Source organism: Microvirga brassicacearum (assembly GCF_008757455.1).
In the GTDB taxonomy this organism is placed as follows: Bacteria; Pseudomonadota; Alphaproteobacteria; order Rhizobiales; family Beijerinckiaceae; genus Microvirga; species Microvirga brassicacearum.
The window spans coordinates 107,319-133,133 of the sequence record NZ_VCMV01000002.1 but is presented as its reverse complement, the minus strand read 5'-3'; the positions used below and the strand labels follow the sequence as shown (position 1 = coordinate 133,133).

The 25,815-nt window shown below is 63.9% G+C and carries 22 protein-coding genes; 9 read left to right on the top strand and 13 right to left on the bottom strand.

Going from position 1 to position 25,815, the window contains the following annotated elements; all coding sequences use genetic code 11:
• Positions 1-47 precede the first annotated feature (47 nt).
• Both bcp and FEZ63_RS01205 read left to right on the top strand, forming a co-directional pair.
• The gene (gene bcp, locus FEZ63_RS01210; RefSeq protein WP_150941813.1) at positions 48-512 is read left to right on the top strand and encodes a thioredoxin-dependent thiol peroxidase; all 465 of its coding nucleotides are present in this window, start codon (positions 48-50) and stop codon (positions 510-512) included.
• 118 nt (positions 513-630) lie between these two features.
• Positions 631-1,812, top strand: a complete 1,182-nt coding sequence (locus FEZ63_RS01205) for a M10 family metallopeptidase (protein ID WP_150941812.1) — start codon at positions 631-633, stop codon at positions 1,810-1,812.
• Positions 1,813-1,929: 117 nt separating this feature from the next.
• Here FEZ63_RS01205 and prfB read toward each other — a convergent pair.
• From prfB to FEZ63_RS01190, 3 genes are all read right to left on the bottom strand, one after another.
• A protein-coding gene (gene prfB, locus FEZ63_RS01200; protein ID WP_150941811.1) for a peptide chain release factor 2 occupies positions 1,930-3,058 on the bottom strand; the annotation gives its coding sequence in 2 pieces (ribosomal slippage) (positions 1,930-2,988 and positions 2,990-3,058; 1,128 coding nt in all).
• 114 nt (positions 3,059-3,172) lie between these two features.
• A complete protein-coding gene (locus FEZ63_RS01195; protein ID WP_150941810.1) occupies positions 3,173-5,596 on the bottom strand; it encodes a penicillin-binding protein 1A in 2,424 nt (807 codons plus the stop codon).
• Between the two features lie 147 nt (positions 5,597-5,743).
• Positions 5,744-7,000, bottom strand: coding sequence for an N-acetylmuramoyl-L-alanine amidase (locus FEZ63_RS01190; protein ID WP_244622584.1), 1,257 nt, complete (start codon positions 6,998-7,000; stop codon positions 5,744-5,746).
• A 633-nt stretch (positions 7,001-7,633) separates the two neighbouring features.
• Here FEZ63_RS01190 and FEZ63_RS01185 point away from each other — a divergent pair.
• On the top strand, positions 7,634-10,315 hold the full coding sequence (locus tag FEZ63_RS01185; RefSeq protein WP_150941809.1) for an Rne/Rng family ribonuclease: 2,682 nt from the start codon (positions 7,634-7,636) through the stop codon (positions 10,313-10,315).
• A gap of 420 nt (positions 10,316-10,735) precedes the next feature.
• On the opposite strand, the gene FEZ63_RS01180 is transcribed toward FEZ63_RS01185, so the two are convergent.
• On the bottom strand, positions 10,736-11,917 hold the full coding sequence (locus tag FEZ63_RS01180; RefSeq protein ID WP_150941808.1) for a pyridoxal phosphate-dependent aminotransferase: 1,182 nt from the start codon (positions 11,915-11,917) through the stop codon (positions 10,736-10,738).
• A gap of 220 nt (positions 11,918-12,137) precedes the next feature.
• Between FEZ63_RS01180 and FEZ63_RS01175 the strand changes: the two genes are divergently transcribed.
• The 5 genes from FEZ63_RS01175 (at position 12,138) to aat (ending at position 16,273) form a co-directional block, all read left to right on the top strand.
• Entirely contained in the window at positions 12,138-12,914 is a 777-nt protein-coding gene (locus FEZ63_RS01175; RefSeq protein WP_150941807.1) for a DsbA family protein, read from the top strand.
• 204 nt (positions 12,915-13,118) lie between these two features.
• Complete coding sequence (gene aroQ, locus FEZ63_RS01170; protein ID WP_150941806.1) at positions 13,119-13,586, top strand: type II 3-dehydroquinate dehydratase; 468 nt, start codon at positions 13,119-13,121, stop codon at positions 13,584-13,586.
• Positions 13,587-13,629: 43 nt separating this feature from the next.
• Positions 13,630-14,106, top strand: a complete 477-nt coding sequence (accB, locus tag FEZ63_RS01165) for an acetyl-CoA carboxylase biotin carboxyl carrier protein (protein WP_150941805.1) — start codon at positions 13,630-13,632, stop codon at positions 14,104-14,106.
• Positions 14,107-14,111: 5 nt separating this feature from the next.
• Complete coding sequence (gene accC, locus FEZ63_RS01160; RefSeq protein ID WP_150941804.1) at positions 14,112-15,476, top strand: acetyl-CoA carboxylase biotin carboxylase subunit; 1,365 nt, start codon at positions 14,112-14,114, stop codon at positions 15,474-15,476.
• Between the two features lie 113 nt (positions 15,477-15,589).
• Positions 15,590-16,273 carry a leucyl/phenylalanyl-tRNA--protein transferase gene (aat, locus tag FEZ63_RS01155; protein WP_150941803.1) on the top strand — a complete coding sequence of 228 codons (684 nt, stop codon included), beginning with the start codon at positions 15,590-15,592 and terminating at the stop codon, positions 16,271-16,273.
• A 19-nt stretch (positions 16,274-16,292) separates the two neighbouring features.
• On the opposite strand, the gene FEZ63_RS01150 is transcribed toward aat, so the two are convergent.
• The 6 genes from FEZ63_RS01150 to yajC form a co-directional block, all read right to left on the bottom strand.
• On the bottom strand, positions 16,293-16,904 hold the full coding sequence (locus tag FEZ63_RS01150) for a DUF2155 domain-containing protein (protein WP_150941802.1): 612 nt from the start codon (positions 16,902-16,904) through the stop codon (positions 16,293-16,295).
• Positions 16,905-17,281: 377 nt separating this feature from the next.
• Positions 17,282-18,130, bottom strand: a complete 849-nt coding sequence (locus tag FEZ63_RS01145) for a phytoene/squalene synthase family protein (RefSeq protein ID WP_150941801.1) — start codon at positions 18,128-18,130, stop codon at positions 17,282-17,284.
• 1 nt (position 18,131) lies between these two features.
• Complete coding sequence (locus tag FEZ63_RS01140) at positions 18,132-18,518, bottom strand: Mth938-like domain-containing protein (protein ID WP_150941800.1); 387 nt, start codon at positions 18,516-18,518, stop codon at positions 18,132-18,134.
• Between the two features lie 4 nt (positions 18,519-18,522).
• Positions 18,523-19,461, bottom strand: a complete 939-nt coding sequence (gene secF / locus FEZ63_RS01135; protein ID WP_150941799.1) for a protein translocase subunit SecF — start codon at positions 19,459-19,461, stop codon at positions 18,523-18,525.
• A gap of 12 nt (positions 19,462-19,473) precedes the next feature.
• Positions 19,474-21,081 (bottom strand): protein translocase subunit SecD, encoded by a 1,608-nt coding sequence (gene secD / locus FEZ63_RS01130; RefSeq protein ID WP_150941798.1) that lies wholly within the window; start codon positions 21,079-21,081, stop codon positions 19,474-19,476.
• 73 nt (positions 21,082-21,154) lie between these two features.
• A complete protein-coding gene (gene yajC, locus FEZ63_RS01125) occupies positions 21,155-21,490 on the bottom strand; it encodes a preprotein translocase subunit YajC (RefSeq protein WP_244622583.1) in 336 nt (111 codons plus the stop codon).
• Positions 21,491-21,681: 191 nt separating this feature from the next.
• On the opposite strand from yajC, the gene FEZ63_RS01120 reads away from it, so the two are divergent.
• A complete protein-coding gene (locus FEZ63_RS01120) occupies positions 21,682-22,578 on the top strand; it encodes an ATP-binding protein (RefSeq protein ID WP_150941796.1) in 897 nt (298 codons plus the stop codon).
• Positions 22,579-22,824: 246 nt separating this feature from the next.
• On the opposite strand, the gene FEZ63_RS01115 is transcribed toward FEZ63_RS01120, so the two are convergent.
• From FEZ63_RS01115 to surE, 3 genes are all read right to left on the bottom strand, one after another.
• Positions 22,825-23,817 carry a LysM peptidoglycan-binding domain-containing M23 family metallopeptidase gene (locus FEZ63_RS01115; RefSeq protein WP_244622582.1) on the bottom strand — a complete coding sequence of 331 codons (993 nt, stop codon included), beginning with the start codon at positions 23,815-23,817 and terminating at the stop codon, positions 22,825-22,827.
• A gap of 300 nt (positions 23,818-24,117) precedes the next feature.
• Positions 24,118-24,801: a protein-L-isoaspartate O-methyltransferase family protein gene (locus FEZ63_RS01110; RefSeq protein WP_150941889.1), complete on the bottom strand. Its 684-nt coding sequence runs from the start codon at positions 24,799-24,801 to the stop codon at positions 24,118-24,120.
• A 251-nt stretch (positions 24,802-25,052) separates the two neighbouring features.
• A complete protein-coding gene (gene surE, locus FEZ63_RS01105) occupies positions 25,053-25,814 on the bottom strand; it encodes a 5'/3'-nucleotidase SurE (RefSeq protein ID WP_150941794.1) in 762 nt (253 codons plus the stop codon).
• Position 25,815 lies beyond the last annotated feature (1 nt).

Genomic DNA, 25,815 nt, shown 5'->3' with positions numbered 1-25,815 from the left:
GCGCGAATGTTTCCAATCACCCTATTCCGTCGAAAGGAAGGCGATCCATGACCTTGGCAGCAGGCGATGACGCCCCGGCTTTCACTCTTCCGGCAACCGACGGACGAGAGCTCACCCTCGACGGCCTGAAGGGCAAGAAGGTCGTGCTGTATTTCTACCCGAAGGACGACACCAGCGGCTGCACCCTCGAGGCGAAGAATTTTCAGGCTCTCAAGAGCGAATTCGAGGCGGCCGGCACCGAGATCATCGGCGTCTCGCCGGATGCGATGAAGAGTCACGACAAGTTCCGGTCGAAATACGGGCTCGATTTCGCTCTCGCATCCGACGAGGGCAAGTCCATGCTCGAGGCTTACGGCGTCTGGGCCCAGAAAAGCATGTATGGCCGCAAGTATATGGGCGTCGAACGGACCACGATGCTGATCGACCGCAACGGCAAGATCGCGCGGGTCTGGGAAAAGGTGAAGGTGCCGGGTCACGCTGAGGAAGTTCTCGCGGCCGCGAAGGCGCTTTAGGCTGGCAGGCGGCATCTCGTCCGACGCACCGCACACTGACCTTAGAAAAAGAACTTTGTTCGAATGCCGATCTCAGTTATGGAATTGCAACGATATTTCATAGTTTAGAGATGGGCCCATGGGCGAGAACATTGTTTCCAACTACCGCGGAATTCTGTCGGGTTCTTCGTGGGTCACCAGCTTCGGCACGCTTAAGACCAGCAAGAAGCCGGTCTTTCTCACCTTTTCATTTCCTACCTTCATGCCGGAGGACGATCGAAAGTCGTGGCCCGAGGATGAGAAAAAGTGGCGGGCGTTTTCAGCGCAGGACAGGATCGACGCGAAGGCTGCGCTCAAACAATGGGGTGACGCGTCAGGTGTCCGCTTCCTGGAAGCAAAAAAGGATCATGGCGATATCCAGTTCAGCTGGATTCCGCAACCTGGAACCCAATCTGCTTTCGCCTATCACCCCAGCAATTATTCGCCCTACGGCGAGCCCAACACTCATACGCATTTTTATCCTTATGCCGGCAACGTTTACATGAATACGGAATATTCTGAGACATTCAGGAGGGACAAAGCATTCAAAACTTATATCTTGCTTCATGAAATAGGGCATGCCCTTGGCTTGAAGCATCCGTTCAATACATCGAACTACAACAATTCCATCATGTCTACGCAATATGACAGCGTCAAATATTCAGTAATGGCATACACCTCGGACGGGGATGCCTCCCCGACAAAGTTGGCCCCGTTCGACCTCCAGGCAATCCGCGCGCTCTACGGAACCGGCCGCTCTGACGCCAAACACGTAAAAAGCTGGCATTGGAACGCCAAGAAGGAAATCTTGACGCTCAAAGGAAAGGCCGGATCGGACGTTATCCAGGGCACTGGCGGCAAGGATGTGATTTCCGGCGGCGGCGGCGATGATCGTCTGCTTGGGTTATCGGGAGACGATGTGCTGTCCGGAGGCAGCGGATCGGACGTTCTGATCGGCGGCACAGGCCGTGACATCTTCCGCTTCGATACGGATCCGTCCTCTGACGGAGCGGATGTGATCTACAATTTCGAAAAAATCGACTGGATCCACCTGTCTGGCGCAATCTTTGCCAAGCTGGGTCCAAAAGGTGCACTCGCGGCGGGGGTCTTCGAAATTGGCGCGAAAGCGACTTCCGCCGCCACCCGCATTCTGTATGACGGCGGGCACTCGGACGGTCTCTTCTACGACCCGGACGGGTCGGGGCCCGAGGCATCAATCAAGATCGCCTCGTTTCAGGTCGTGACCGACGTCGTCAACGCCAGCCACTTCCTGATCATCTGACGCGGCCCGCTCGTCCCTAGAGTCGGATTCAGTTTCTTCGAATCTGATCCGGCTCTAGCTCTCTGTTTTGGCGCATGATCTCTCCGTGAACCGGTATCCACTTCGCCGGATCAGGCTCTAATCGATATCCTCGACCTCGGTTCCGTTGCCGAACACGCGCTGCGCCAGCGATGCCTCGATGAACAGGTCGATGTCGCCGTCCAGCACATCCTGAGGGCTGGTGGATTGCGCGCCAGTGCGCAGGTCCTTGACCATCTGGTAGGGCTGCAGGACGTAGGAGCGGATCTGGTGGCCCCAGCCGATCTCCGACTTGGAGGCGGCCTCGGCGTTGGCTTTCTCCTCGCGTCGTTTCAGCTCGGCCTCATAGAGGCGCGCGCGCAGCATGTTCCAGGCGGTCGCCCGGTTCTTGTGTTGCGAGCGCTCCTGCTGGCACGCCACCACGATTCCGCTCGGGATATGGGTGATGCGGACCGCGGAATCGGTCGTGTTCACGTGCTGGCCGCCGGCGCCGGATGACCGGAAGGTGTCGATCCGGCAATCGGATTCCTTGATCTCGATGTTGATGCGGTCATCGACCACCGGATAAACCCACACGGACGCGAAGCTCGTATGCCGGCGGGCATTCGAATCGTAGGGCGAAATGCGCACAAGCCGGTGAACGCCGGATTCGGTCTTGAGCCAGCCATAGGCGTTGTGCCCTTTGATCAGGAGCGTGGCGCTCTTGATGCCGGCCTCTTCACCATCGGTGATTTCCAGCAATTCGACCTTGTAGCCCCGGCGCTCGCCCCAGCGCGCATACATGCGCTGCAGCATCGAGGCCCAATCCTGGCTCTCGGTGCCGCCCGCCCCGGAATGCACTTCCACGTAGGTGTCGTTGCTGTCCGCCTCGCCGGAGAGCAGCGTCTCGACCTGACGGCGCGCGGCCTCGGCCTGAAGGGCGCGGATATGTTCTTCGCTTTCCTTCACGGTCGCCGCATCGCCCTCGGCATCGCCGAGTTCGATGAGCGTGATGGAATCCTCGAGATCCTGCTCGAAACGCTTGATGGCGGAGATCTGGTCTTCAAGCGACGTGCGCTCGCGCATGATCTTCTGCGCGGCGTCCGCATCGTTCCAGAGGTCCGGGTCTTCGGCGAAGGAATTCAGTTCAGCGAGGCGGCGCTGGGCATTGTCCCAGTCAAAGATGCCTCCTCAGCAGTCCGATCGACTGCTTGGCTTCGTCCACGAGATGTTCGATTTCGGCGCGCATGGTCTTGAGAGATTCCCGTCAAAGATATCGCGGCGTCATAGGATCAGCGCCGCGGCGTGTAAAGCAGTGCGCCGCGCTCGGACGCGGCGTCTCCTCATATGGATATCGGGTCAGCTAGTACAATCCGCCGACGCTTCCGGGCGCGACCGCCCGATAGGCTTCGGGCGGAGCCTCCGCCTGCGGGTCGACCTCGACCGGGATGTAGCTTTCCGGCGGACCCGTGCCCGGCTTGAAGGCCTCGACGATGACGCCGCCGCCCTCGCCCGATCCGGCGCGCAGGCCGGTGGAGGCGTTGACGCGGATCAGCTTGATGCCGGGCGGCACGCGGAAAGGCGTCGCGGGCTTTTCTTTCAGCGCCATCTGCATGAAATCGCGGAACACCGGCGCCGCGTATTGACCCGCCGTAGCGGCGTTGCCGAGCGAGGCCGGCTTGTCATAGCCGATGAAGACGCCGACCGCGAGATCGGGCGAGAACCCGACGAACCACACGTCCTTCGCGTCGTTGGTGGTGCCGGTCTTGCCGGCGAGCGGCTTGCCAACCACCTTGACGCTCTGTGCCGTGCCGCGCTGCACGACGCCTTCGAGAAGCGATGTCATCTGGTAGGCGGTCAACGGATCGATCACCTGCTCACGGTTATCCGTCAACTTCGGCGCCGCGCCGCCATCCCAATCGGCCGCATCGCACGTTGCGCATTTGCGGTCGTCGTGGCGATAGATGGTCTTGCCCGAGCGATCCTGAATGCGGTCGATGAGCGTCGGCTTGATGCGCCGTCCGCCGTTCACGAACATCGAATAGGCCGCCGTCATCCGCATCACGGTGGTCTCGCCGGCACCAAGCGACATCGACAACAATGGCAACAGATCGTCGTAAACGCCGAAGCGGCGGGAATATTCCGAAATCGCCGGCATGCCGATCTCGTTGGCGAGGCGCACCGTCATCAGGTTCTTCGAGTGTTCGACGCCGTATCGCAGGGTGCGCAAGCCGGCTGATTTGCCATCATAGTTCGAGGGCGCCCAGGCGGCCTGACCGGGGCCCATATCCAGCACGAACGGCGCGTCGAGCACCTGGCTCGACGGAGTGTAGCCCTTGTCCAGAGCGGTCGCGTAGACGATGGGCTTGAACGATGAGCCGGGCTGGCGCATGGCCTGGTTGGCGCGATTGAATTCGCTCTGGTCGAACGAGAATCCACCCACCATGGCATGAACACGTCCGGTATACGGATCCATGGCGACGATCGCGCCGGAGATTTCCGGGATCTGACGCACACGGAACTGATCGGTTTTGTCGTCGATCGGCTCGACATAAACCACATCCCCGGTGGAAAGCGCTTTTTCCACGGTCCGGCGTGTCCATTTCACGCCCTCGGCGCCGACAAAGCCCGTCTGACGCTCGGCGACGACCTGTCCCGATGCAGCCTTCCTGGGCTGAAGTCCGATGCGGGCGCGCCCGCCGGACACCTCCAGCACCACCGCGAGACGCCAGGGCTGCACGTCGCCGAGAACCGGCACTTCGGCAAGCGCGAGACCCCATTCGCGACCCGTCAGGTCGATCTTCTGCTGGGCGCCGCGCCAGCCCCGCGCCTGATCGAAGCGCACAAGACCGTCGACCAGCGCCTTGCGCGCCATCGCCTGCATCTGCGGGTCCAACGTGGAGCGGATGAAAAGGCCGCCCTCATAGAGGGTTTCCTCGCCGTAGCGATCCGCGATGTCGCGGCGAACGCCTTCGGCGAAGTACCCCGACGCGATGCTGTTGGGGGAAACAGAGCGGGGGCTGACGGTCAGCGGCTCCTTCTTGGCGGCGTCCGCTTCCTCGCGTTTGATGTAGCCGTTATCGACCATGCGATCGATGACCCAGTTGCGGCGCTCGATAGCCGCCTGCTTCTGGCGATAGGGGTGATAATTGTTCGGCGCTTTCGGCAAAGCCGCCAGATAGGCGGCCTCGGCGACGGTCAGTTCATGAACCGACTTGCCGAAATAATTGAGCGCTGCCGCCGCGACGCCGTAATTGCTGAGGCCGAGATAGATCTCGTTCAGGTAGAGTTCGAGGATGCGGTCTTTCGAGAACGTCGATTCGATGCGCAGCGCCAGCAGCGCCTCGCGGATCTTGCGCTCGTAGGTGCGCTCGTTCGAGAGCAGGAAGTTCTTGGCGACCTGCTGGGTGATGGTGGAAGCGCCCTGCTCGCGCCGGCCGCCGGAACGGAGATTGGCGACGACCGCACGCACGATCCCCTCGGGATCGATGCCAGCATGCTTGTAGAAATTCTTGTCCTCGGCAGACAGGAACGCCTCGATGACGCGCTTCGGCATCGCCTGGATCGGCATGTGCAGCCGCCGCTCGCGGGCGTATTCGGCGATCAGCGAGCCGTCTGAGGCATGGACGCGGGTCATGACAGGCGGCTCGTAATCGGCCAGCTGCGCGTGATCCGGCAGGTCCTTCGAGAACATCCACGTGCCGTATGCGAGACCAGCGGCGCCGATCAGGAAAAAGATCGCTCCGATACTGAACAGAAATCCGAAGAAACGTAGGACGAAGCGCATCCGAAAATGTTCCGTTCTCGGCGCTGGCGCGCCCGGTTATGCTGGTGTGCAAACGCAAAGCCCGGCTGTCAAGCAACCGGCTCCACGATGGCCCATCTGCCCTGTAGCCGAGGAATCACGTCCCCGCCACGGATATCGACACGGTTTCTATGGTGAAACTGCGGCAGCCCCCTGGCGCGCCAGCCGTGTGGCGAAGAACCGGTCGATGGCAACCGCCATCGAGGCAATCGCCTTGCCGCGCCATTCGTCCGAAACGAGAAGGTCGAGGTCCTTGCGGCTGGAGAGATAACCCAGCTCCAGCAGCACGGAGGGCACATCGTGCGCGCGCAAGACCTTGAAGCCTGCCTCGCGCCGCGGGTTCTTGTTCAGTTGCGCCACCGCGTCGAGCTCACCGACGAGGCGTCCGGCGAAGCGGTGGGAGAAGCTGCGGGTTTCCCGCGAAGTCAGCTCCTGAAGGATGTCCAGGATCTCATCGGGCCCCTCATTCGCTTCGATGCCGGCAGCCGCGTCGGCCTTGTTCTCGCGATCGGCCAGCCGTGCCGAATCCGCGTCCGAGGCGCGCTCCGAGCCGGTATAGACGGTCAATCCGCGGACGTCCTGTCCGCCGGAGATCGAGTCCGCGTGGATCGAGATGAACAGATCCGCCTTCGCCGATCTGGCGGCGCGAACGCGGTCGCCGAGCGAGATGAAAACATCCTGGTCGCGTGTCAGCAAAACCCTGTAATACCCTGAGCTGTCGAGCTTTTTCTTCAACTGCTGGGCAAAGACGAGCACCAATTCCTTCTCGACGATCCCGTTGGCGCCGTTGGCGCCGGGATCGATACCGCCATGGCCCGGATCGATCACGATGATCGGTCGCTCATCGGTCTTTTCGACCGCGCTTTGACGGGTCGGCGAGGTCTTGGCCGCGGTCGCGATGCTCGCCGCCTGTACGCGGCGAAATTCGTCCCGCTCGACCCGCTTCAACTCGACCACAAGGATGGACGCGCCGCCCGGCGCATCGCCCTGAATGCGAATGTCGGCCACAATGGCCGGCTGGGCGAGATCGATGACGACGCGGGAGCGGCCGGGCGCGAACAGCCCGTAGCGGTAGGACGCAATGACGCCTTCGCGCTTCGCCCCGTTCTCGGCCGCGAGGTGGAAGGCCACCTCGGGGAGATCGACGATGACCCGGTCGGGCCCCTCCATCAGGTGGGCCAGCGCCTCGACCGGCTCCGACAGGGTGACGCGGAACTGCGTCCTGTCGCCCTCGACATGCACGCCGACCGCTGCGGCAACAACGCTGGTGGCCGCCTGTTTCGGAGCGCCGGTGCCGTTCTGCGCCCACGCGATTCCGCTTCCCGCGACGGACAGCATCGCAAGCAGGAGAAAACCGCAGAGGTTGGAGAATCGTCCGATGTGCATCCCGAGCGCCGATGGTTTCGAGTGCCCCTCATAAACCCATAAGCAGGGTTTGGTTAACGAATTGTCACGGCAAAAGGGACCATATTGCAGCACTGTTGCGTCCGCAGCACAGTCGCGTTCGGGGTGGCGGCGGCGGCGGCCGCATCTTATCTTGCCAAATGCCTCCGAGGCTCTGTATTGATGGGCGTCCCGTCCGGCATGGCCGAATCTGGCGGCGGGGTCCGTGGAGACGGTTGTGTTGATCGATCCTCTGGACCCTGCGTCACCTCGACAGGCTCACGGACAGGCAAAGTGGCGATGTGATCGCTGTATATACCGGTGGCCAGCCTCGTCTGGCTCATCGATTTCGAAAGGGCCGTCGTTGAATGGTTGCGCTAGCGAAGTCAGTTCTGACTATCGTCTCAGCATCGTTCAATGCGCGCGATCGGTTTCGCGCCCGCCCATGTTCCGCTCAACCCGGCATGGCGTCGGCCCAATTCAACCCAGAATGCGCCCCAATGAGGCGCATGATGGCGACCGACAGACATTTGAACGCAATACAGGCCCGCTGCCGAGTTTCGCGGCGAGGCCACCCGCCCCTTTCGCGGCTCCTGCCTCAGGTTCTGGCCCCGGTCGCCATGTCGAGAGTTCAACATGGCAAACAAGATGCTTATCGATGCCTCCCACCCGGAAGAGACCCGGGTCGTGGTGGTACGCGGCCAAAAGGTCGAGGAATTCGACTTTGAGTCGGCGACCCGCAAACAGTTGCGGGGCAATATTTATCTGGCGAAGGTAACGCGGGTCGAACCGTCCCTTCAGGCGGCATTCGTGGAATATGGCGGCAACCGCCACGGTTTCCTCGCCTTCAGCGAAATCCACCCGGATTACTATCAAATCCCCGTCGCCGACCGTCAGGCTCTGCTGGAAGCGGATGCCGAGGCTCAGCGCGAGGAAGAGCGCGACGAGGAGCAGCGCCGCAATCGTCGCCGTCGCTCGGCGCCCAAGCGCTCGCGGGGCGATGCCGCCGTCACATCCTTGGAAATCGGCGCGGATGAAGGCGTCGAGCCTCCTGAGGGCGGCGCACCGATCCTGGAAGGCGAGTTCGAGGTTGTCGGCGACACGACCGTTCTGACGACCGGCGAAGCATCCGGCGACGAACAATCCTCGGAAGGCGAAGCGCCCTCCTCCGGCGAGGCTTGGGCCGAGGCCGCCCCGTCAAGCGAGGCTCGCGAGGAGCATTCGGACGAGGAAGAGCACGACGACCATCATGATGACGACGACCACGGCGAAGAGGATCCCGACCATATCGTCGAGCAGCTCGGCGGCGGCGATGCCGAGGAGGACATTCCTCACCGCCCGCGCGTGCCGCGCAAGCAATACAAGATCCAGGAAGTCATCAAGCGTCGCCAGATCCTGCTGGTTCAGGTCGTCAAGGAAGAGCGCGGCAACAAGGGCGCGGCGCTCACCACCTACCTGTCGCTCGCGGGGCGCTATTCGGTGCTCATGCCCAATACGGGGCGCGGCGGCGGCATTTCCCGCAAGATCACCAATGCGGCCGACCGCAAGCGCCTGAAGGAGATCGCCCAGGACCTGTCCGTGCCGGACGGCATGGGCATCATCCTGCGCACCGCCGGCGCATCGCGCACCAAGCCGGAGATCAAGCGCGACTACGAATACCTGATGCGGCTTTGGGAGAGCGTGCGCGAGCTGACGCTCAGTTCCTCGGCACCGTCCCTCGTCTACGAGGAAGGCTCGCTGATCAAGCGCGCCATCCGCGATCTCTACAACAAGGATATCGATGACGTCACGGTGTCGGGCGAGGACGGCTATCGCGAGGCCAAGGACTTCATGCGCATGCTCATGCCGAGCCATGCCAAGATCGTCCAGCCCTATCGCGATCCGCAGCCGCTCTTTGCCAAACACGGCGTCGAAGCCCAGCTCGACGCGATGTTCTCGAACCACGTGACGCTGAAATCCGGCGGCTATCTGGTCATCAGCCCGACCGAGGCGCTGGTCTCGATCGACGTGAACTCGGGCCGCTCCACCCGGGAGCACAATATCGAGGACACGGCCTACCGCACGAATCTCGAGGCCGCGGAAGAAATCGCCCGCCAGCTTCGCCTGCGCGATCTGGCCGGCCTCATCGTCATCGATTTCATCGACATGGAAGAAAAGCGGAATAACCGCACCGTCGAGAAGAAGCTGAACGAGTGCCTGAAGAACGACCGCGCCCGCATCCAGGTCGGACGCATCTCGCCGTTCGGTCTGCTCGAAATGTCGCGTCAGCGCATCCGCACCGGCGTCCTCGAATCCTCGTCGATCCCGTGCGCCCACTGCGCCGGCACGGGCTTCGTGCGTTCGACCCCGTCGGTGGCCCTGCATGTGCTGCGCTCCATCGAAGAGACGCTGATCAAGAATGCCGGCTACAACCTCGTCGTCCGCACGCGGATGGAGGCGGCGTTCTACATCCTCAACCAGAAGCGCATTCACCTGCGCGAACTGGAAACGCGGTTCGGCGTCACGATCAGCATCGTGGCCGATGACAGCCTGACCGGCACCACCAACTACGCGATCGAGCGTGGCGAGCCCGCACTTCGCATCGAGCACCGGGCCGCCGCCACCGGCATTCAGATCGACGCCATTCCGCCCGCCGACGAGGCCGCGGAAGCCGATCTGGAGATGGAGGACGAAATCGAGGGCGAGACCGAGGCGGCGGACGAATCCGTCGTCGAAGCGCGATCCGGTGAGGACCGCGACGAGGAAGGAGACGGCACGGGCCGTCGCCGTCGTCGTCGCCGCCGCCGCCGTGGCCGGGATCGTGACGCCTCTGGCACCGAAACCGAGGGCGACGAGACGGGCGCGACCGAAGAGGGCGAAGGCTCGGATGAGGAATCCGAAGCCGAGGCGCCCCTTGCGGCTGAAGCCGGAACCGCCGAATCCGAAGAACGCAGCGCGCGCCGCCGTCGTCGCGGCCGTCGGGGTGGTCGTGGCCGCGGCCGCGAAGAAGGTTTGGAGGCTGTCTCCGAAGATCTGTCGGATGCCTCCGGCGCCGTTGATGCAGCGGAACCCGCCACGCCGTCAGAGGCCGGCGAAAGCGCGCCCGCGCCACGGAGCGAGGAGCGCGCAGGCGCCATCCGCTCGGTGCCCATCGTCGAGTCGGTCACGAAATCGCACGCGCCTGCAGGGGAGTCTGCACCCGAGCCCGAGCCCGAGCCCGCTCCGCCGGCGGCGCCGGAACCCGAGCCCGTCGCAGTCGTCCTCACCCCGCCCGATCCGGATCGCCCGAAGCGCGCCGGCTGGTGGTCGAAGGCAAAGTCGGTGATCAGCGGGCATTAGGCTCGCGCAGCGCCCGGAAAGACCTTTCCCCTCACCCTCGCTTCGCTCGACCTCTCCCCGCCGGGGAGAGGTGATGGTGCCGCTATTCACCTTTCCCCCGGGAGTGAAGGGTCGGCGCTTCCTCCACCTCTCCCTCGAGGGAGAGGTCGGACCGAAGGTCCGGGTGAGGGTGCGGCGCGGTTTTCGGAAAGACCCCTCACCCTCGCTCCGCTCGACCTCTCCCCGCCGGGGAGAGGTCATGGTGCCGCTCTTCACCTTTCCCCCGGGAGTGAAGGGTCGGCGCTTCCTCCACCTCTCCCTCGAGGGAGAGGTCGGACCGACGGTCCGGGTGAGGGTGCGGCGCGTTTTCCGGAAAGATCTTTTCCCCTCACCCTCGCTTCGCGCCACCTCTCCCCGCCGGGGAGAGGTCGCGCTCCATCGTTATTTCAACCAAGCCGCGAGGCGGGATACTGTCTCGCGGCAATCGTTTTCCGACCCTGCGAATGAAAAGCGCAGGTAATGCGCGCCCTCGACCGGGTCGAAATCCATCCCCGGCGTCGCCGCCACTCCCGTCTCGTCCAGCATGCGCTTGCAGAAGGCGATGGAGTCGTTCGTGAAGCGGGCGATGTCCGCATAGATGTAGAAGGCGCCATCGACCGGATGCATGTCGGAGATGCCGATCCGCGGCAGTTCTTCCAGCAGGATGGCGCGATTGCGGGCATAGCCGGCTTTGACGATTTCCAGCTCGTCGATCGCCTCGAAGGCCGCCAAGGCCGCCACCTGCGAAAGATAAGGCGGCGAGATATAGAAGTTCTGCGCCAATCGCTCGATGGGCCGCACCACGCGCTCCGGCACCACCATCCAGCCGATGCGCCAGCCGGTCATGCAGTAGTATTTCGAGAATGAGTTGATGATGATCGCGTCGTCATCCGATGACAGGGCGGTCGAGGCCGGGGCCGAATAGGTGAGCCCGTGATAAATCTCGTCGGAGATGAACCACAATCCGAGGCGGCGGCACATGGCGCCGAGTTCCGCGAGGGCGTCGCGGCCGATCATCGTGCCTGACGGATTGGCCGGACTCATGGCCAGAATGCCGTGGATGGGCCTTTCCGCATGAGCCCTCTCGACCGCCTGCGCGGTCATGATCCAGCCCTCCGGCTTCGACAGAGGGACGATGACCGGCTCAAGATCGAGCGCTTCGAGGATATTGCGATAGGCCGGGTAGCCGGGCGCGGTGATGGCAATGCGCTGCCCTGGATCGAAAAGGCTCAAGAACGCCAGCACGAACCCGGCGGAAGAGCCGGTGGTGACGACGATCCGCTCAGCCGAAACGCCGACGCCGTAGCTGTCCCGGTAATGACGGGCGATCCGCTCACGGAGGGACGAGAGGCCGAGGGCCTCGGTATAGCCGATGCGCCCCAGATCCAACGCGGTCTTGGCCGCCTCGCGCGCGGCACGCGGGGCCGGTGCCGAGGGCTGTCCCACTTCCATGTGAATGACGCTGCCGCCCTGCCTTTCTTTCGCCGCGGCGGCGCTCAACACATCCATGGCAAGGAACGACGACACGCGCTCCATGCGGCGCGCGACGACGGGCAGGTGAAGGTTCGGGCGTGCTTTTGTCATGCGCGGGTGGTACCCGCTTGACGCCCGCGCCTCAAGAACTTCCCGAGGACTGCCACATGCGTCCACGAAGGCGTGAATTGAGCTTCCCGGCCGAAACCGTTAGTTCTGGCGTGGAATCACGCGGTCGATGGACCGCTTCACTTTTTCGTCTCTCTGCCTTCGGGAGACATTTCGTCGCCCTTTGGCGCGACAGGGGCTTCGCTCCCGACAAGGACCCAAAATGCGTTTTTCGCTCTCCCACTCGCTTTCGACCTTCGCCCTCTTCGGCAGCTTGGTCGTCGGCTCAGCCGCGACGGCCCAGAATGCGCCATTCTCCGAACCGCAACGTCAGGCGATCGGCGAGATCGTGCGTGACTACCTCCTCAAGAATCCCGAGGTCCTGACCGAGGTGATCGCCGAGCTGGAGAAGCGGCAGGCCGATGCCCAGCGGGTCTCGCAAGCCGGCGCCCTGAAAGAAACCCGCCAGACGCTGCTGAACTCGCCGCATTCGCTGGTCGTCGGCAATCCGGCCGGCGACGTCACGCTGGTGGAGTTCTTCGACTACAATTGCGGCTACTGCAAAAAAGCTCTCGGCGACGTCCGCACCCTCGTGAAGAACGACCCCAAGCTTCGCATCGTGCTCAAGGACTTCCCGGTCCTCGGGCCGGATTCGGTCGAAGCCAGCCGGGTCGGCCTCGCGGTCAAGAACCAGCTCCAGGGCGAGAAGCTGCTCGATTACCACGTCAAGCTGATGGACAGCCGCGGGCGGGTGAACGGCGAGCGGGCGCTCGCCGTCGCCAAGGAGATGGGCCTCGACGTGCCGCGCCTGCAGAAGGAAATGGCCGGCGCCGAGGTCGGCGCCGCGCTCGAGGAGAATGCGGGATTGGGCGACAAGCTGGGCCTGACCGGCACGCCGGCCTTCATCGTCGGCGAAGAGATCATTCCGGGCGCCGTCGGCCTCGACCCGCTCCGGCAAGTTGTGGCCAATACCCGGAAATGCGGCAAGGCCGCCTGCTGATGGAGAACCGGTCGCGCAGGGCGTGAATACCTGGCGGAACAAGGCTGCGCGCCGGTTTGAGCCTGTTCGGAAGCGCTTCCCGAACCACGCCCTGCGGCTCTGGCTTTGGAAAGACTTGGTTTTACCCTTCCCCCTCGGCGGCGTTTTGGCTAAGACGGCCTTTCGGCTCCAGTTTTTGGCGCTTTCCGGAATAGTCATTTCGCAATGATCACGATCCACGTCCTGAACGGACCCAACCTCAACCTTCTCGGCCGCAGAGAGCCGCAGATCTACGGCAGCACGACGCTTGCGGAAATCGAGCGGCTGGTGCGCGAGAAGGCGGGCACGTTGGGCGCATCAGTGACCTTCCGGCAGTCTAATCACGAGGGCCATCTGGTCGACTGGATCCAGGAAGCCGGCACTCAGGGCGCCGGCATCGTCATCAATGCGGGCGCGTATACCCACACGTCGCTCGCCCTCCGGGACGCGATCGCGGGCAGCGGCGCTCCCACGGTCGAGGTTCACCTGTCCAATGTTCATGCTCGTGAGGCCATTCGCCACCGCTCCCTGATCGCACCGGTATCGCTCGGGGTGATCTGCGGTTTCGGGCCGATGAGCTACCTGCTGGGTCTCGAGGCCGTCCACCGCACGCTGGCGGAGCGGTCACAGCAGGACGAGCCTTCCAAGCATTAGTTCTCGCAAAGCATTCGTTCCTCAAAGATTAGAGGCAAGCCTCATGGCCAAAGACAATCCTTTTGATCCCGATCTCGTGCGCGAGCTCGCAGCACTGATCTCCGACACGGATCTGACCGAGATCGAAGTTGAAAAAGGCGACCTTCGCATTCGCGTCGCGCGGATGATAAGCGCCGCGCCAGCCGTCTCCTACGCGCCCGCGCCAGCCATTCCAACAGCGGTCGTCGCCCCGCCCCCGACCGTCGCCGAGGCCGCCTCGACCGCGCGGGCGGCCGCCGCAGCCCATGCCGGCGCCGTGCTGTCGCCGATGGTCGGCACCGCCTATCGCAAGCCTTCGCCCGAGGCGAAGAACTTCGTCGAGGTCGGCTCCAAGGTGCAGGTCGGCGACAAGTTGCTGCTGGTGGAAGCCATGAAGACCTTCAACGAAATCACGGCCCCGCGCGCCGGCACCGTGACGGCGATCTATGTCGAAGACGGAACGCCCGTCGAATATGGCGAACCGCTCCTCGTCATCGAGTGATGGCAATGTTCGACAAGATCCTCATCGCCAACCGGGGCGAGATCGCCCTGCGAATCCTGCGGGCCGCAAAGGAGCTCGGCATCGCCACCGTGGCGGTTCACTCCACCGCCGATGCCGACGCCATGCATGTGCGCCTCGCCGACGAGAGCGTCTGCATCGGGCCGCCGGCCGCCCGGGATAGCTACCTCAACATTCCGGCCCTGATCGCCGCATGCGAGATCACCGGCGCGGACGCCATCCACCCCGGCTACGGCTTCCTCTCGGAAAACGCGCGTTTCGCGGAGGTGCTCGAGCATCACCACATCGCGTTCATCGGCCCCAAGGCCGAACATATCCGCATCATGGGCGACAAGATCGAGGCCAAGCGGACGGCCAAGCGCCTCGGCATCCCGTGCGTTCCCGGCTCCGAGGGCGGCGTCACCGACGAGGGCGAAGCCATGCGCATCGCCAAGGAGATCGGCTACCCGGTCATCATCAAGGCGGCGGCAGGCGGTGGCGGTCGCGGCATGAAGGTGGCGCGGACAGAAGCGGACCTCGTCCATGCCCTCCAGACCGCGCGGACCGAGGCCAAGGCGGCCTTCGGCGACGATGCTGTCTACATCGAAAAATTCCTCGAAAAACCGCGTCACATCGAAATCCAAGTCCTGGGCGACGGCCGCGGCAATGCCATCCACCTCGGCGAGCGCGATTGCTCGCTCCAGCGCCGGCACCAGAAGGTCTGGGAGGAAGGCCCCTCGCCTGCCCTCAACGTCGAAATGCGCGAGCGCATTGGCAATGTCTGCGCCAAGGCCATGCAGGACATGCAATATAGCGGCGCCGGCACCATCGAGTTCCTTTACGAGGACGGCGAGTTCTACTTCATCGAGATGAACACCCGCATCCAGGTCGAGCATCCGGTGACGGAGATGATCACCGGGATCGATCTGGTCAACGAGCAGATCCGGATCGCCGCTGGCGCCCCCCTGTCGGTCAAGCAGAGCGACGTCCGGTTCGATGGCCACGCCATCGAATGCCGGGTCAATGCCGAGCATCCCTCGACGTTTCGCCCCTCGCCCGGCACGATCAGCTATTTCCATACGCCGGGCGGTCTCGGCGTGCGCGTCGATTCGGCGGCCTATCAGGGCTACCGCATTCCGCCGCATTACGACTCGCTCGTCGGCAAGCTCATCGTCCATGGCCGCACGCGCAACGAATGCCTGATGCGGCTGCGCCGGGCGCTCGACGAGTTCGTGGTCGACGGCGTCGATACGACCTTGCCGCTGTTTCGGACCCTCGTGCGCAATCCCGACATTCAGAACGGCCAATACGACATCCACTGGCTGGAGCATTTCCTCAAGACCGGCGGAATCGAGGACGTGGACAACATCTGACGAGTCCCCGGGCGGGAATCGTCCTCCTCGCATGATCACAACTTGGTTTTACCCGTGTGACATCGGGCCCGGCTCGGCTTAATCTGGACAGGCAATGAGCGGGTTTTAGTTGCATGAGCAGAGCCTCGGATCGCGCGCTCGAAATCACCCCCGAGATCCTTCTCCGGGCATATGCGGCGGGAATCTTCCCGATGGCCGAGGATGCCGACGACCCGACCCTGTTCTGGGTCGAACCGCGCGAGCGCGGCATCATTCCTTTGCGCGGCTTCCACATTTCGAAGCGCCTGGCGCGGACCATCCGTTCCGACATCTTCGATATCCGCGTCGACGAGGATTTCGATGCGGTCATCGCCGCCTGCGCGGCACCGGGATTCGACCGCGAGAAAACCTGGATCAGCGGTCGCATCCGCCGGCTCTACGGGGAACTGTTCGACGCCGGCTTCTGCCATACCGTCGAGGTCTATCGCGACGACCGTCTCGTGGGCGGGCTGTACGGAGTGCGCCTGCAAGGGGCGTTCTTCGGCGAAAGCATGTTTCACCGGGAGCGCGACGCTTCAAAGGTGGCGCTGGTCCACCTGGTCGCACGGCTCAGGAAGGGTGGTTTCACCCTGCTCGACACGCAATTCGTGACGCCGCATCTGGCGCAATTCGGCGCCATCGAGGTGCCGCGGCGCAATTACAAACAATTGCTTCGCGCGGCCATGGACCACGATGCGCAATGGGACGTCTGGCCGCTGGACACCGCCGTCAGCGGCAACGAAGTCCTCGCGGCGATCGCCGAGGCGGACAGTCGCTAGACGGCAGTTCTCTCAAACACTAGCGGTCGTTCGACCGATCATTGTTGATGACCGGGGCAACCGGCGCGCGGCGGACCGGAGCCTGCGGACGCAAAGGGGCCGTCTCGATCGGCGGCGGAGGCGGCGCGGTCTGGGCGTCGACCCCGGGAGCCAGAATGTCGCCGGGCCGAGAGGCTTCCGTTGCGACCGGACGAGTCTCATCGATCGGCGGCAGTTCCTCTGCGGCTTCCTTGGGCTCGGGGATGATTTCCCTGCCGCCTTTGCAATCCACGAGCCAGATGTCGTAGACCGGGTGCTCGATGCCGTGGAGGCCGGGGCTCGACGCAAACATCCAGCCGGAGAAGACCTTGCGGGACTTGCCGTCCGTGCCGCTCTCCTCGACCTCGACAAACGATGTGGTGTTGGGGTTCTCGTTGGGCGGCTTGGTAAAGCAGACGCGGGATTGCATGCGCAAGGCGCCGAACTGAACCGTCTCGTCGATGCCGACTTCGAACGAGACGATGCGGCCGGTGATCTTGTCGAGGCCGGAAAAGACCGCGGTCGGATTCTTGATCCGGTCCGCCTGAGCGCCGCTCGCGCCGCCGATCAAAGCTGCGAGCACCAGGGCGGCCCGCTTCCATCCGAAATCCATATCGCGTCCACGCTCTCGATAGACCGGCCAAGCGTGGCCGTCCTCACATCCCTGCAACGCGTTAACACGGCAACCGTGTTGGAAAAAGGGCATCTTCCGGAAAGGGCGATGGCGGGTGTGAATTGTCCGCTCCTTCGTCCTCGGCAAAACGGCGGAGGCGATGAAGGCTCAAGCGGTCCTTTCCCTCCCCCTTGCGGGGAGGGTCAGGGTGGGGGTCGGAAAGTCGAAGCGCTCCTCGAAACCGCGTGTTTTCGAACGGCGATACGGCGTTCCGATTCCGGAACCACCCGGTCGTTCGACCCCCACCTCCAGCTCCTCCCCGCAAGGGGGAGGAGAGGCGCGAACATGCAAACCGGCCGTCGCGGCGGTGGGCCGGCCTATGACCAGCCCCGCCACAGGAACCAGATCTTGCGCCACTTGGCGATGTCGACGGGCGTGGTGAACGGGTCGTAATCGGCCCGCTCCATCCGCCTCAGATACGGCTCGACGAGCGCAAGGAGACGGTAGACTGGCCTTGTCTCGGGCCGAATGGTGCTGCGCAGGCTGCGCGTCTGTTCCATGTGCCAGCGGGCGACGGCGCGCATGTCCGCCAGCGCTCCCGTCAGGCCCGGGCCGCCGCGCCCGCTGATGATGTCGTCGCGCACGACACCATGACGCGCCAGGATGTCAGTCGGGACGAAAACCTGGCCCCGGCGCGCATGCCACGGAAACGCGCGCAGCAATCCCGTCATGGCGTAGGCGACCCCCGCATGGCCGGCCGCATCCGCACTGCCAGGATCGGCCCCGCCGCACAGGATGATGGACGCGAGCCGAAGCAGGCTCGACGAGGTCTCGCCGCAATAGCCCTCGAGATCGTTCACCGTGGGCATCTGGTCGTCGTAGAGGTCGAACACGCGCGCATCGATGAGATCGACCAATGCTTGCCGCGGCAGACGAAATTTCACGATCGTTTCGTCGAGCGCCGCCGCGATCGGGTTGGCGCGCACATCGCCGCGCGCTTCGCCCTGGAGCGTATCGCGCCACCATTGCAGCCGGATTTCGCCAATCATCGCCTCACGGACGGAATCGCGCACGCGCGCGATCTCGTGGCTGAAGGCGTAAAGAGCAAACAGGTGGGGCCGTTTGTCGGCGGGCGAAAACTGTGCCGCAAGAAAACGATCCTCATCCACATCGCGGATAAGTTCCTCGCAATGGGCATAGGCAAAATTCAGGGCGTCGTCTGTCATGTCAGGCCACGGCGATCAGCGCCGCGCCGACCTTGCGGTTTTCCGCCAGCAGGATGTTGTAGGTGCGCGCCGCAGCACCCGTCTGCATCACATCGAGCCCGATGCCGGCGGCACGAAAGCGCGCGCGCAACGTCTCGGGAAGCGCCACGATTTCGAGCCCGGTCCCGAAGAGCAGCAACTCGAGTTCAGTGCCCTGCGCGAAAACGGGCGCGAGGTTCTCCGCCGTGACATCCGACATGGCGGTCACAGGCCACGCAACGATGCCGGACGGCAACGCGAGAATCGAACCGCGATGGGACATTTCGGCGAAACGGAAGCCGCCATTGCCATAGGCGTCAATTAAATGACGCCCTGGAACAAAGCCGTCGTAAATCCGGCCGCCACTCATCGATCTACTCCGCCGGCGCGACCTTGCCGCCGACCGTTTTGGTGGCTTCCGAGCCGCGAAGCCCGATATAGATCAGCATCGGCGACGAAATGCAGATCGCCGAATAGGTGCAGATCACAACACCATACAGCATCACCTGGGCGAAGCCTTCGATGGCGCGCCCGCCGAAGAGCACCAGCGCCAGCAGCGACAAGGCCGTGGTCACGGCCGTCATCACGGTGCGCGACATGGTGTTGTTGATCGACAGGTTCAACAGATCGACGGATGGCATCGTCTTGTAACGGCGCATGAGTTCGCGCGTGCGGTCGAACACCACCACGGTCTCGTTCAGCGAATAGCCGACGATCGTCAGGATCGCCGCGATGGACGTCATGTTGAATTCGTGGCGCGTGATGACGAAGAAGCCGAGCGTCAGCACGATGTCGTGGAGCGTGCCGATGATCGCGCCGACAGCCAGTTCGCGCTCGAAACGGAACCAGAGATAGAACAGCACCGCGATGACCGCCAGGATGATGCCGACGGTGCCGGATTGCACGAGTTCGCCGGAGACGCGCGGACCGACCGTCTCGACGCGCTGGAACTCGTATTCCGCCCCAAAAGTGTCGCGCGCCTTCTGCACGACGGCGCTCTGGGCGGCTTCGCCGCCTTCCTGGATGGCGAAGCGCAGCGAGATTCCCCCCGCGGTGCCGAATTCCTGCACCTCGACCTCGCCGAAGCCGAAGCTGTCGGCCGCCTGGCGGACCTTGCCGACATCGGCCTGGCCGGATTTCGCCTGCAGCTCCATGAGCGTGCCGCCCTTGAAATCGATACCGAAATTCAGGCCGACCGTCAGCAGCAGGACAACTGTCACCACTGAGAAGAGGGCGGAGAGCGGGAACGAGAACCGCCGAAACTTCATGAAGTCGAAACGGGAGTCGTCGGGCCAAAGCCGGATGAGGCGCACGATGAGAGCTCCTTAGAACGGAAGGGTTTTTGGACGCATCCAATGGTACCAGAGCGCAATCATCATGCGCGTCAGGGTCACGGCGGTGAGAACCGTCGTCAGGATGCCGAGAATGAAGACGACCGCGAAGCCGCGCACCGGCCCCGAGCCGAGGAAGAACAGGATCACGGCGGCGATCGCCATGGTGCTGTTGGAATCCACGATGGTGGCGAAGGCGCGGTCGAAGCCCGCCTGAATGGCGGACACCATCGATCGTCCGGCTTTGAATTCCTCGCGGATGCGCTCGTAGATGAGCACGTTGGAATCGACCGCCGTGCCGATGGTGAGCACAATGCCGGCGATACCCGGAAGCGTCAGCGTCGCCTCGAGAATGGACATGAGGCCGAAGATCAGGCCGACATGGACGACGAGCGCGATATTGGCGAACAGGCCGAACAGGCCGTAGGTCGCGAACATGAAGATCACGACGAAGATCGTCGCCACATAGGTCGCCTTCTTGCCGGCCTCGATCGAATCCTGCCCGAGGCCCGGACCCACGGTGCGTTCCTCGACGATGGTGAGCTTCGCCGGCAGGGCACCGGCGCGCAGCAGCACCGACAGGTCGTTGACCTGCTGGACCGTGAAGCGGCCGGAGATCTGTCCGGCGCCCCCGGTGATCGCGGACTGGATGGTCGGCGCGGAGATCACCTCGTTGTCGAGCACGATCGCGAGCGGACGGCCGATTGCCTCCGTGGTCGCTTGGCCGAAGCGTTGCGCGCCGCGGACGTTGAAGCGGAAATTGACGATGGGTTCGTTGGTGCGGCTGTCGAAGGCGGGTTGCGCATCCACCAGATCGCTGCCGTCGACGATGACGCGGCGCTCGACGGGAACACGGTTGCCGCCCTCTTCCTTCATCGGCAGCATGTCCACATCGGCAGCGCCCGGTTGCGCCAGCAGGCGGAATTCGAGCTTGGCCGTGCGGCCGAGAAGTTCTTTCAGCCGCTGCGGATCCTGCAAGCCCGGAACCTGGACGAGAATGCGATCTGCGCCCTGCCGCTGAATGCTGGGCTCGGTCGTGCCCGTCACGTCGATACGGCGGCGGATGACTTCGATGGCCTGGTCGACGGCGCGGCGAACCTTCTCGTTCACACCCCCTTCCGAATAGGTCAGCGCAATGAGGCCTTCGGGCGTCACCGACACCTCGATATCGCGGCCGCCGCCCTGGCCCAGAATGGCGCTGCCGAGGGGTTGCCCCAGCTCGCGCAGCTTCGGCAGAACCCGGTCGCGATCGGCCACATCGGGGACCCGGATCTGGGCCCCGCGCGGGGTCAGCTGGATGCCGCCCTGCGGCGTCACGCGCGTCTCGCGCAGGATCCGGCGAATGTCGTCGCGGAGCTGCGTGGTCTGCGTGCGCATCAGATCCGGCACATCGACCTCGAGCAGGACGTGCGAACCGCCCTGCAGGTCGAGGCCGAGCACGATGGCGCGGGACGGGATCAGCCACGACGGCACCCAATTGGGCAGCGAGCGCTGGAACGACTCGCGCTGCTCGCGGCTCATCATGCTCGGAACGGCGAGCAACAGGCCGATGACGATGATCCCCACCGTGAAGATGATCTTCGATTTCGAGAAGCGCAGCATCGTCAGCTCAACCTTTTATTAACGCGACAGCCGGTTTGTCGGCGGCAGCCAATTCATCGGCGACAGCCGATGGTCAGGCCTTGACCGGCTCGCCCTTGGTGCGCACCTCGGAGATCATGGCGCGGGCCACCTTGACGTTGACGCCGTTGGCGATTTCCACGTCGATATCCGGCGTGCCGTCGATGACCTTGGTCACCTTGCCGATGATGCCGCCCGTGGTGACGATCGTGTCGCCGCGACGCACGTTCTTGATCATCTCCTGATGCTCGCGCACCCGCTTCTGCTGCGGACGGATGATGAGGAACCACATGATGACGAAAATGAGGATAAACGGGACGAGATTCGTGATGAGCGAAGTCGCCCCATCCCCACCGAGAAACCCTTGAGCGTAAGCGGGCGAAATGAACAAGTGGCTCTCCATGGATGATGGCGCGTGGCGGGCGTGACGCTGCCCACCCGCGCCAAATGGGGGTTGAAACGTGGCGGACTATACCGATCGACCTCACGAAATCAATGAAGTTGCGGGCTTTTCCAAAGGAGCTCTGCATGGACCCTCCCCGGCAGTTACGCTAAACACGGCATTCAGCCATTCGAGCACCCATGTCCCACGCATCCTCCACGCCGCCCTCCTCCCCTGTTTCTCCCGAAACTCTGGCGCTTTTCCAACGCATCGCCGACGCTCTGGAGCGGATCGCCCCGCCCGCAAGGCTCGATGCCAATTTCACCAGCGCCGACGCCTTCGTGTGGCACGCGGCCGGGCGCCGGCTCGCGCCGGTGCCGAAGGTGAACCGCGTCGAGATGAGCCTGCTGCGGGGAATCGACCGGGTGCGGGACATCCTGTCCGAGAACACCCAGCGCTTCGCCAGGGGCCTGCCCGCCAACAATGCGCTCCTGTGGGGCGCCCGGGGCATGGGCAAGTCGTCGCTGGTCAAGGCCGTCCACGCGGAAATCAATCACCTGCGGGAGCGGGATGAGCGTCCGCTGAAGCTGATCGAGATCCACCGGGAGGACATCGAGACGTTGCCGGACCTGATGGGCCTGCTCCGCGCCGACCCGCACCGCTTCATCATCTTCTGCGACGATCTCTCCTTCGATTCGGATGACACCTCCTACAAGTCCCTGAAAGCGGTGCTCGAAGGCGGTATCGAGGGACGGCCCGACAACGTGATCTTCTACGCCACCTCGAACCGCCGTCACCTGATGCCGCGCGACATGATGGACAACGAACGCTCGACGGCGATCAATCCCGGCGAAGCGGTCGAGGAAAAGGTGTCCCTGTCGGACCGGTTCGGCCTCTGGCTCGGCTTCCACAAATGCAGCCAGGACGAGTATCTCGATATGGTCTTCGCCTATGTGGCCCATATCGGCCTCGACGTCGATCGCGATACCACGCGCGCGGAGGCCCTCGAATGGGCAACGACCCGTGGCGCGCGGTCCGGGCGCACGGCGTGGCAGTTCATCCAGGATCTGGCCGGGCGGATGGGCAAGGCGATCTGACCCGCCAACAATCCTTTGCCCCCGCCGGATCTACAACTCCACCGTCATGCCCGGGCTTGACCCGGGCACCCACGCCTTGTTTGCCATCGTCGCGAAGTCGTGGGTGGCCGGGTCAAGCCCGGCCATGACGGCAGGTTTGCGAATGTGGAGGTGTCCAATACGAAAAAGGGACGGCGGCTGAGCCCGCCGTCCCCTCGTGCGATCTGCCCCGTTGGAGGCGGATCGGTAAAACCAAATGATGCGCGTTCAGCCGCCGAGATGTTTCATCGGGTCGACCGGGGTCGCCCCTTTTCGGATCTCGAAGTGGAGTTGCGGCGAGGTCACGTTGCCGGTCTGGCCCGAGGTCGCGATGACCTGGCCGCGCTTCACCGCCTCACCGCGCTTCACGCTGAGCGAACCGTTATGGGCGTAGGCCGAAACGAAACCGTTCTCGTGACGGATCAGCACCAGATTGCCGTATCCTTTCACCTCGCTGCCCGCATAGGTGACCGTTCCGGCCTCGGTGGCCTTCACAGGGGTCCCTTCGGGCACCGCGATATTGATGCCTTCATTGCCGCCATTGGCGCCGAAACCGGCGATGACGCGGCCGCGGGCCGGCCAGCGGAAATCACCCGCCGCATTATCGTTCGACACGCTCGCGGTCTGGTCCGGATCGGCAACCGGAGCCTTGGCGGTGGCCGGGGGTGCCGCAGGCGCAGCCTTGACCGGCTGGGCCTCGGGAAGAGCCGCGACCTTCTGCGGCACGACCGGCGTCGGCGCGGAAACCAGCGGCTCGCTCGATGCGGCGGCGGTCTTGACCGGCTCCGTCGTCGCCATGCCCGGACGGGTGCGCTTGGGAGCCTCTGCGACCTCGACCGGCGCCTTGTTCTTGGACGCGTCGACGAGGCGGAATTTCGGCTGTGCGGCGGGAGCTGCAGGGGCAGGCGCCGTGCGCGCCGGAGCGGCGGCGATCTGCATCGGGGCCGTCCCGCCCTGCGCCGGAATCGTCAGGCGGGTGCCGGGGGAAATCTGATTGGCGTTCTGCATGCCGTTCGCGGCCAGGATGGCGCTCGCCGGAACGCCGTAGCGCTGGGAAATCATCGTGAGGCTGTCGTTGCTCGTCACCGTGATCTGCGTCCCGCCATTGGCGCGGGATGGCGACTGGATCGGCGGCAATGCCTGAGACTGCACCGAGGCGGTCTGCATCGGCTGCATCGGAGGCTGCGCGGGCTGGCTCGCTTGCACGCTGCTCGCTTCCATTCTTCCGCTGCTCGCGAAAGGATTGGAAAACGGCGTGTCCGCAAACCGCATGGTATCAGAACTACAGGCTGCAGCCGCACTTCCGATCAAGCTCACCAGAGCGATCCGCGATACCGCGACCCAATGCCCCGAACCCACACGCTGACGCATAATCCACCCCAACCACAACGCAACTCGATGATGTGATTAAAAACAGATTCAGGTTAAGCAACCGTTGCTGCACAAAACTTTGTCGTAACGTTACGCGGATTTTTTCGGCGCGCGACAAAGCCGGAGCATGATGGCTACCGCCAGCGTTCGTTACAGGGTCGTCGCGGCGCCCGGCAGCAGCGAGGACAGCCGCAGGTTGGCGCCGAATTCCTGACGGAATTCGCCATCCTCCAGCCGATCGACTTTCACGAGCCGTGGCAGGCCTTCACCGGTCAGCGCCCCGACGACCCGACCGCCGGGACCCAGCAGCGACAGGAGCGAGGCCGGTACGTCGGCGAAGGCTCCGTTCAGGAGAATACGGTCGAAACGCTCGCGCGGTCGGGTCGCCAATCCGTCCCCGGTCTCGATGCGCGCATTGGCGACCTCGACGATCTTCAGGTGCTGCAGGGCGCTTTCCGCAAGGGTATTGAAGCGCTCCACCGACACCACCTCGGCGCCGAGCCTTGCCAGCAAGGCGGTGACGTAGCCGCTTCCGGTGCCGATCTCGAGCACACGTTGCCCCGGCTGGATGCCGAGGGCCAGCAGCATCGTGGCAACCGTTCGAGGCGCCGTCATCGTCTGGCCGCAGGGCAGCGGCAGCGCCACGTCGGTGCGCGACAGATCGGTGAAGCGGCGCGGCGCGAAAACCTCCCGCGGCACCAGCTCCATCGCGCGCAACAGCGCGATATCCCGAATGCCGCGTGCGCGTAAGGAGAGGATGAACGAGGCGACGCCCACCGCCTCGTCCTCAGCATCGTCATGGGCAGGGTCATCCGCGTCGAACGGGAAATTCATCTGGTTCGCTCGCGGAATTTTAGCCGTCATGATGATTGGTTTTTCGTCCATCCTGAGGCAATCGGCAAGTGCAACCTTCTTTAGGTCCTGCCTAGCGCCCCACCCGTCATTCCGGGGCGCGCCTTGGCGCGAGCCCGGAACCCAGACGCGCTGACGCCGGGAGGATCGTAATGCCCCCTCGCGCCTCCATCTGCATCGTTAGCGCTTATACGTTCCGGGTTCCGCTGCGCGGCCCCGGAATGACGCCTCGCTCAATCGAACAATTGCGCGTAACGCGTCAGCGTTGGCTCATCCGTCATATCGAGGCGCAGGGGCGTGATGGCGATGCGGCGGTTGGCGATGGCCCACAGATCCGTGCCGTTGCCGGGCGTGAAGGGACGCCGCTCGAAACCGATCCAGTAATAGGGATTGCCGCGCCCGTCCGCCCGCTCGTCGAGCTTGAGGAGCTCCTGCGTGCGCACCCCCTGATTGACGACGGCGGAGCCTTCCACGTCATCGGGCTCGCAATCGGGAAAGTTGACGTTGACCAGAATGCCCTTGTCGATCCCGGCCTCCAGGATCTTGCGCACCACCTTGGGACCGTGATGCTCGGCGCATTGCCACTTGAGATCCTTGCGGCTGCTGGCGCTGTAGGCTTGCGACAGGGCGATCGACGGGACACCGAGGAGCGTGCCCTCGATGGCGCCCGCGACCGTGCCCGAATAGCTCACATCCTCGGCGACATTCTGGCCGCGATTGACCCCGGAGAGGATCAGGTCGGGCTTCGTCTCGCGCATCAGGTGGCGCACGCCCATGATGACGCAATCGGTCGGCGTGCCCTTCACGGCGAAATGCCGGTCCGAGATTTCGCGCAGGCGGAGGGGATCGTTGAGCGAGAGCGAGTGCGACACGCCGCTCTGGTCGGTCTCGGGAGCGACCACCCAGACGTCGTCGGACAAGGCGCGGGCAATGGCCTCCAGCGTTTCCAGGCCAGGAGCGTGAATGCCATCGTCGTTGGTGCAGAGAATGCGCATG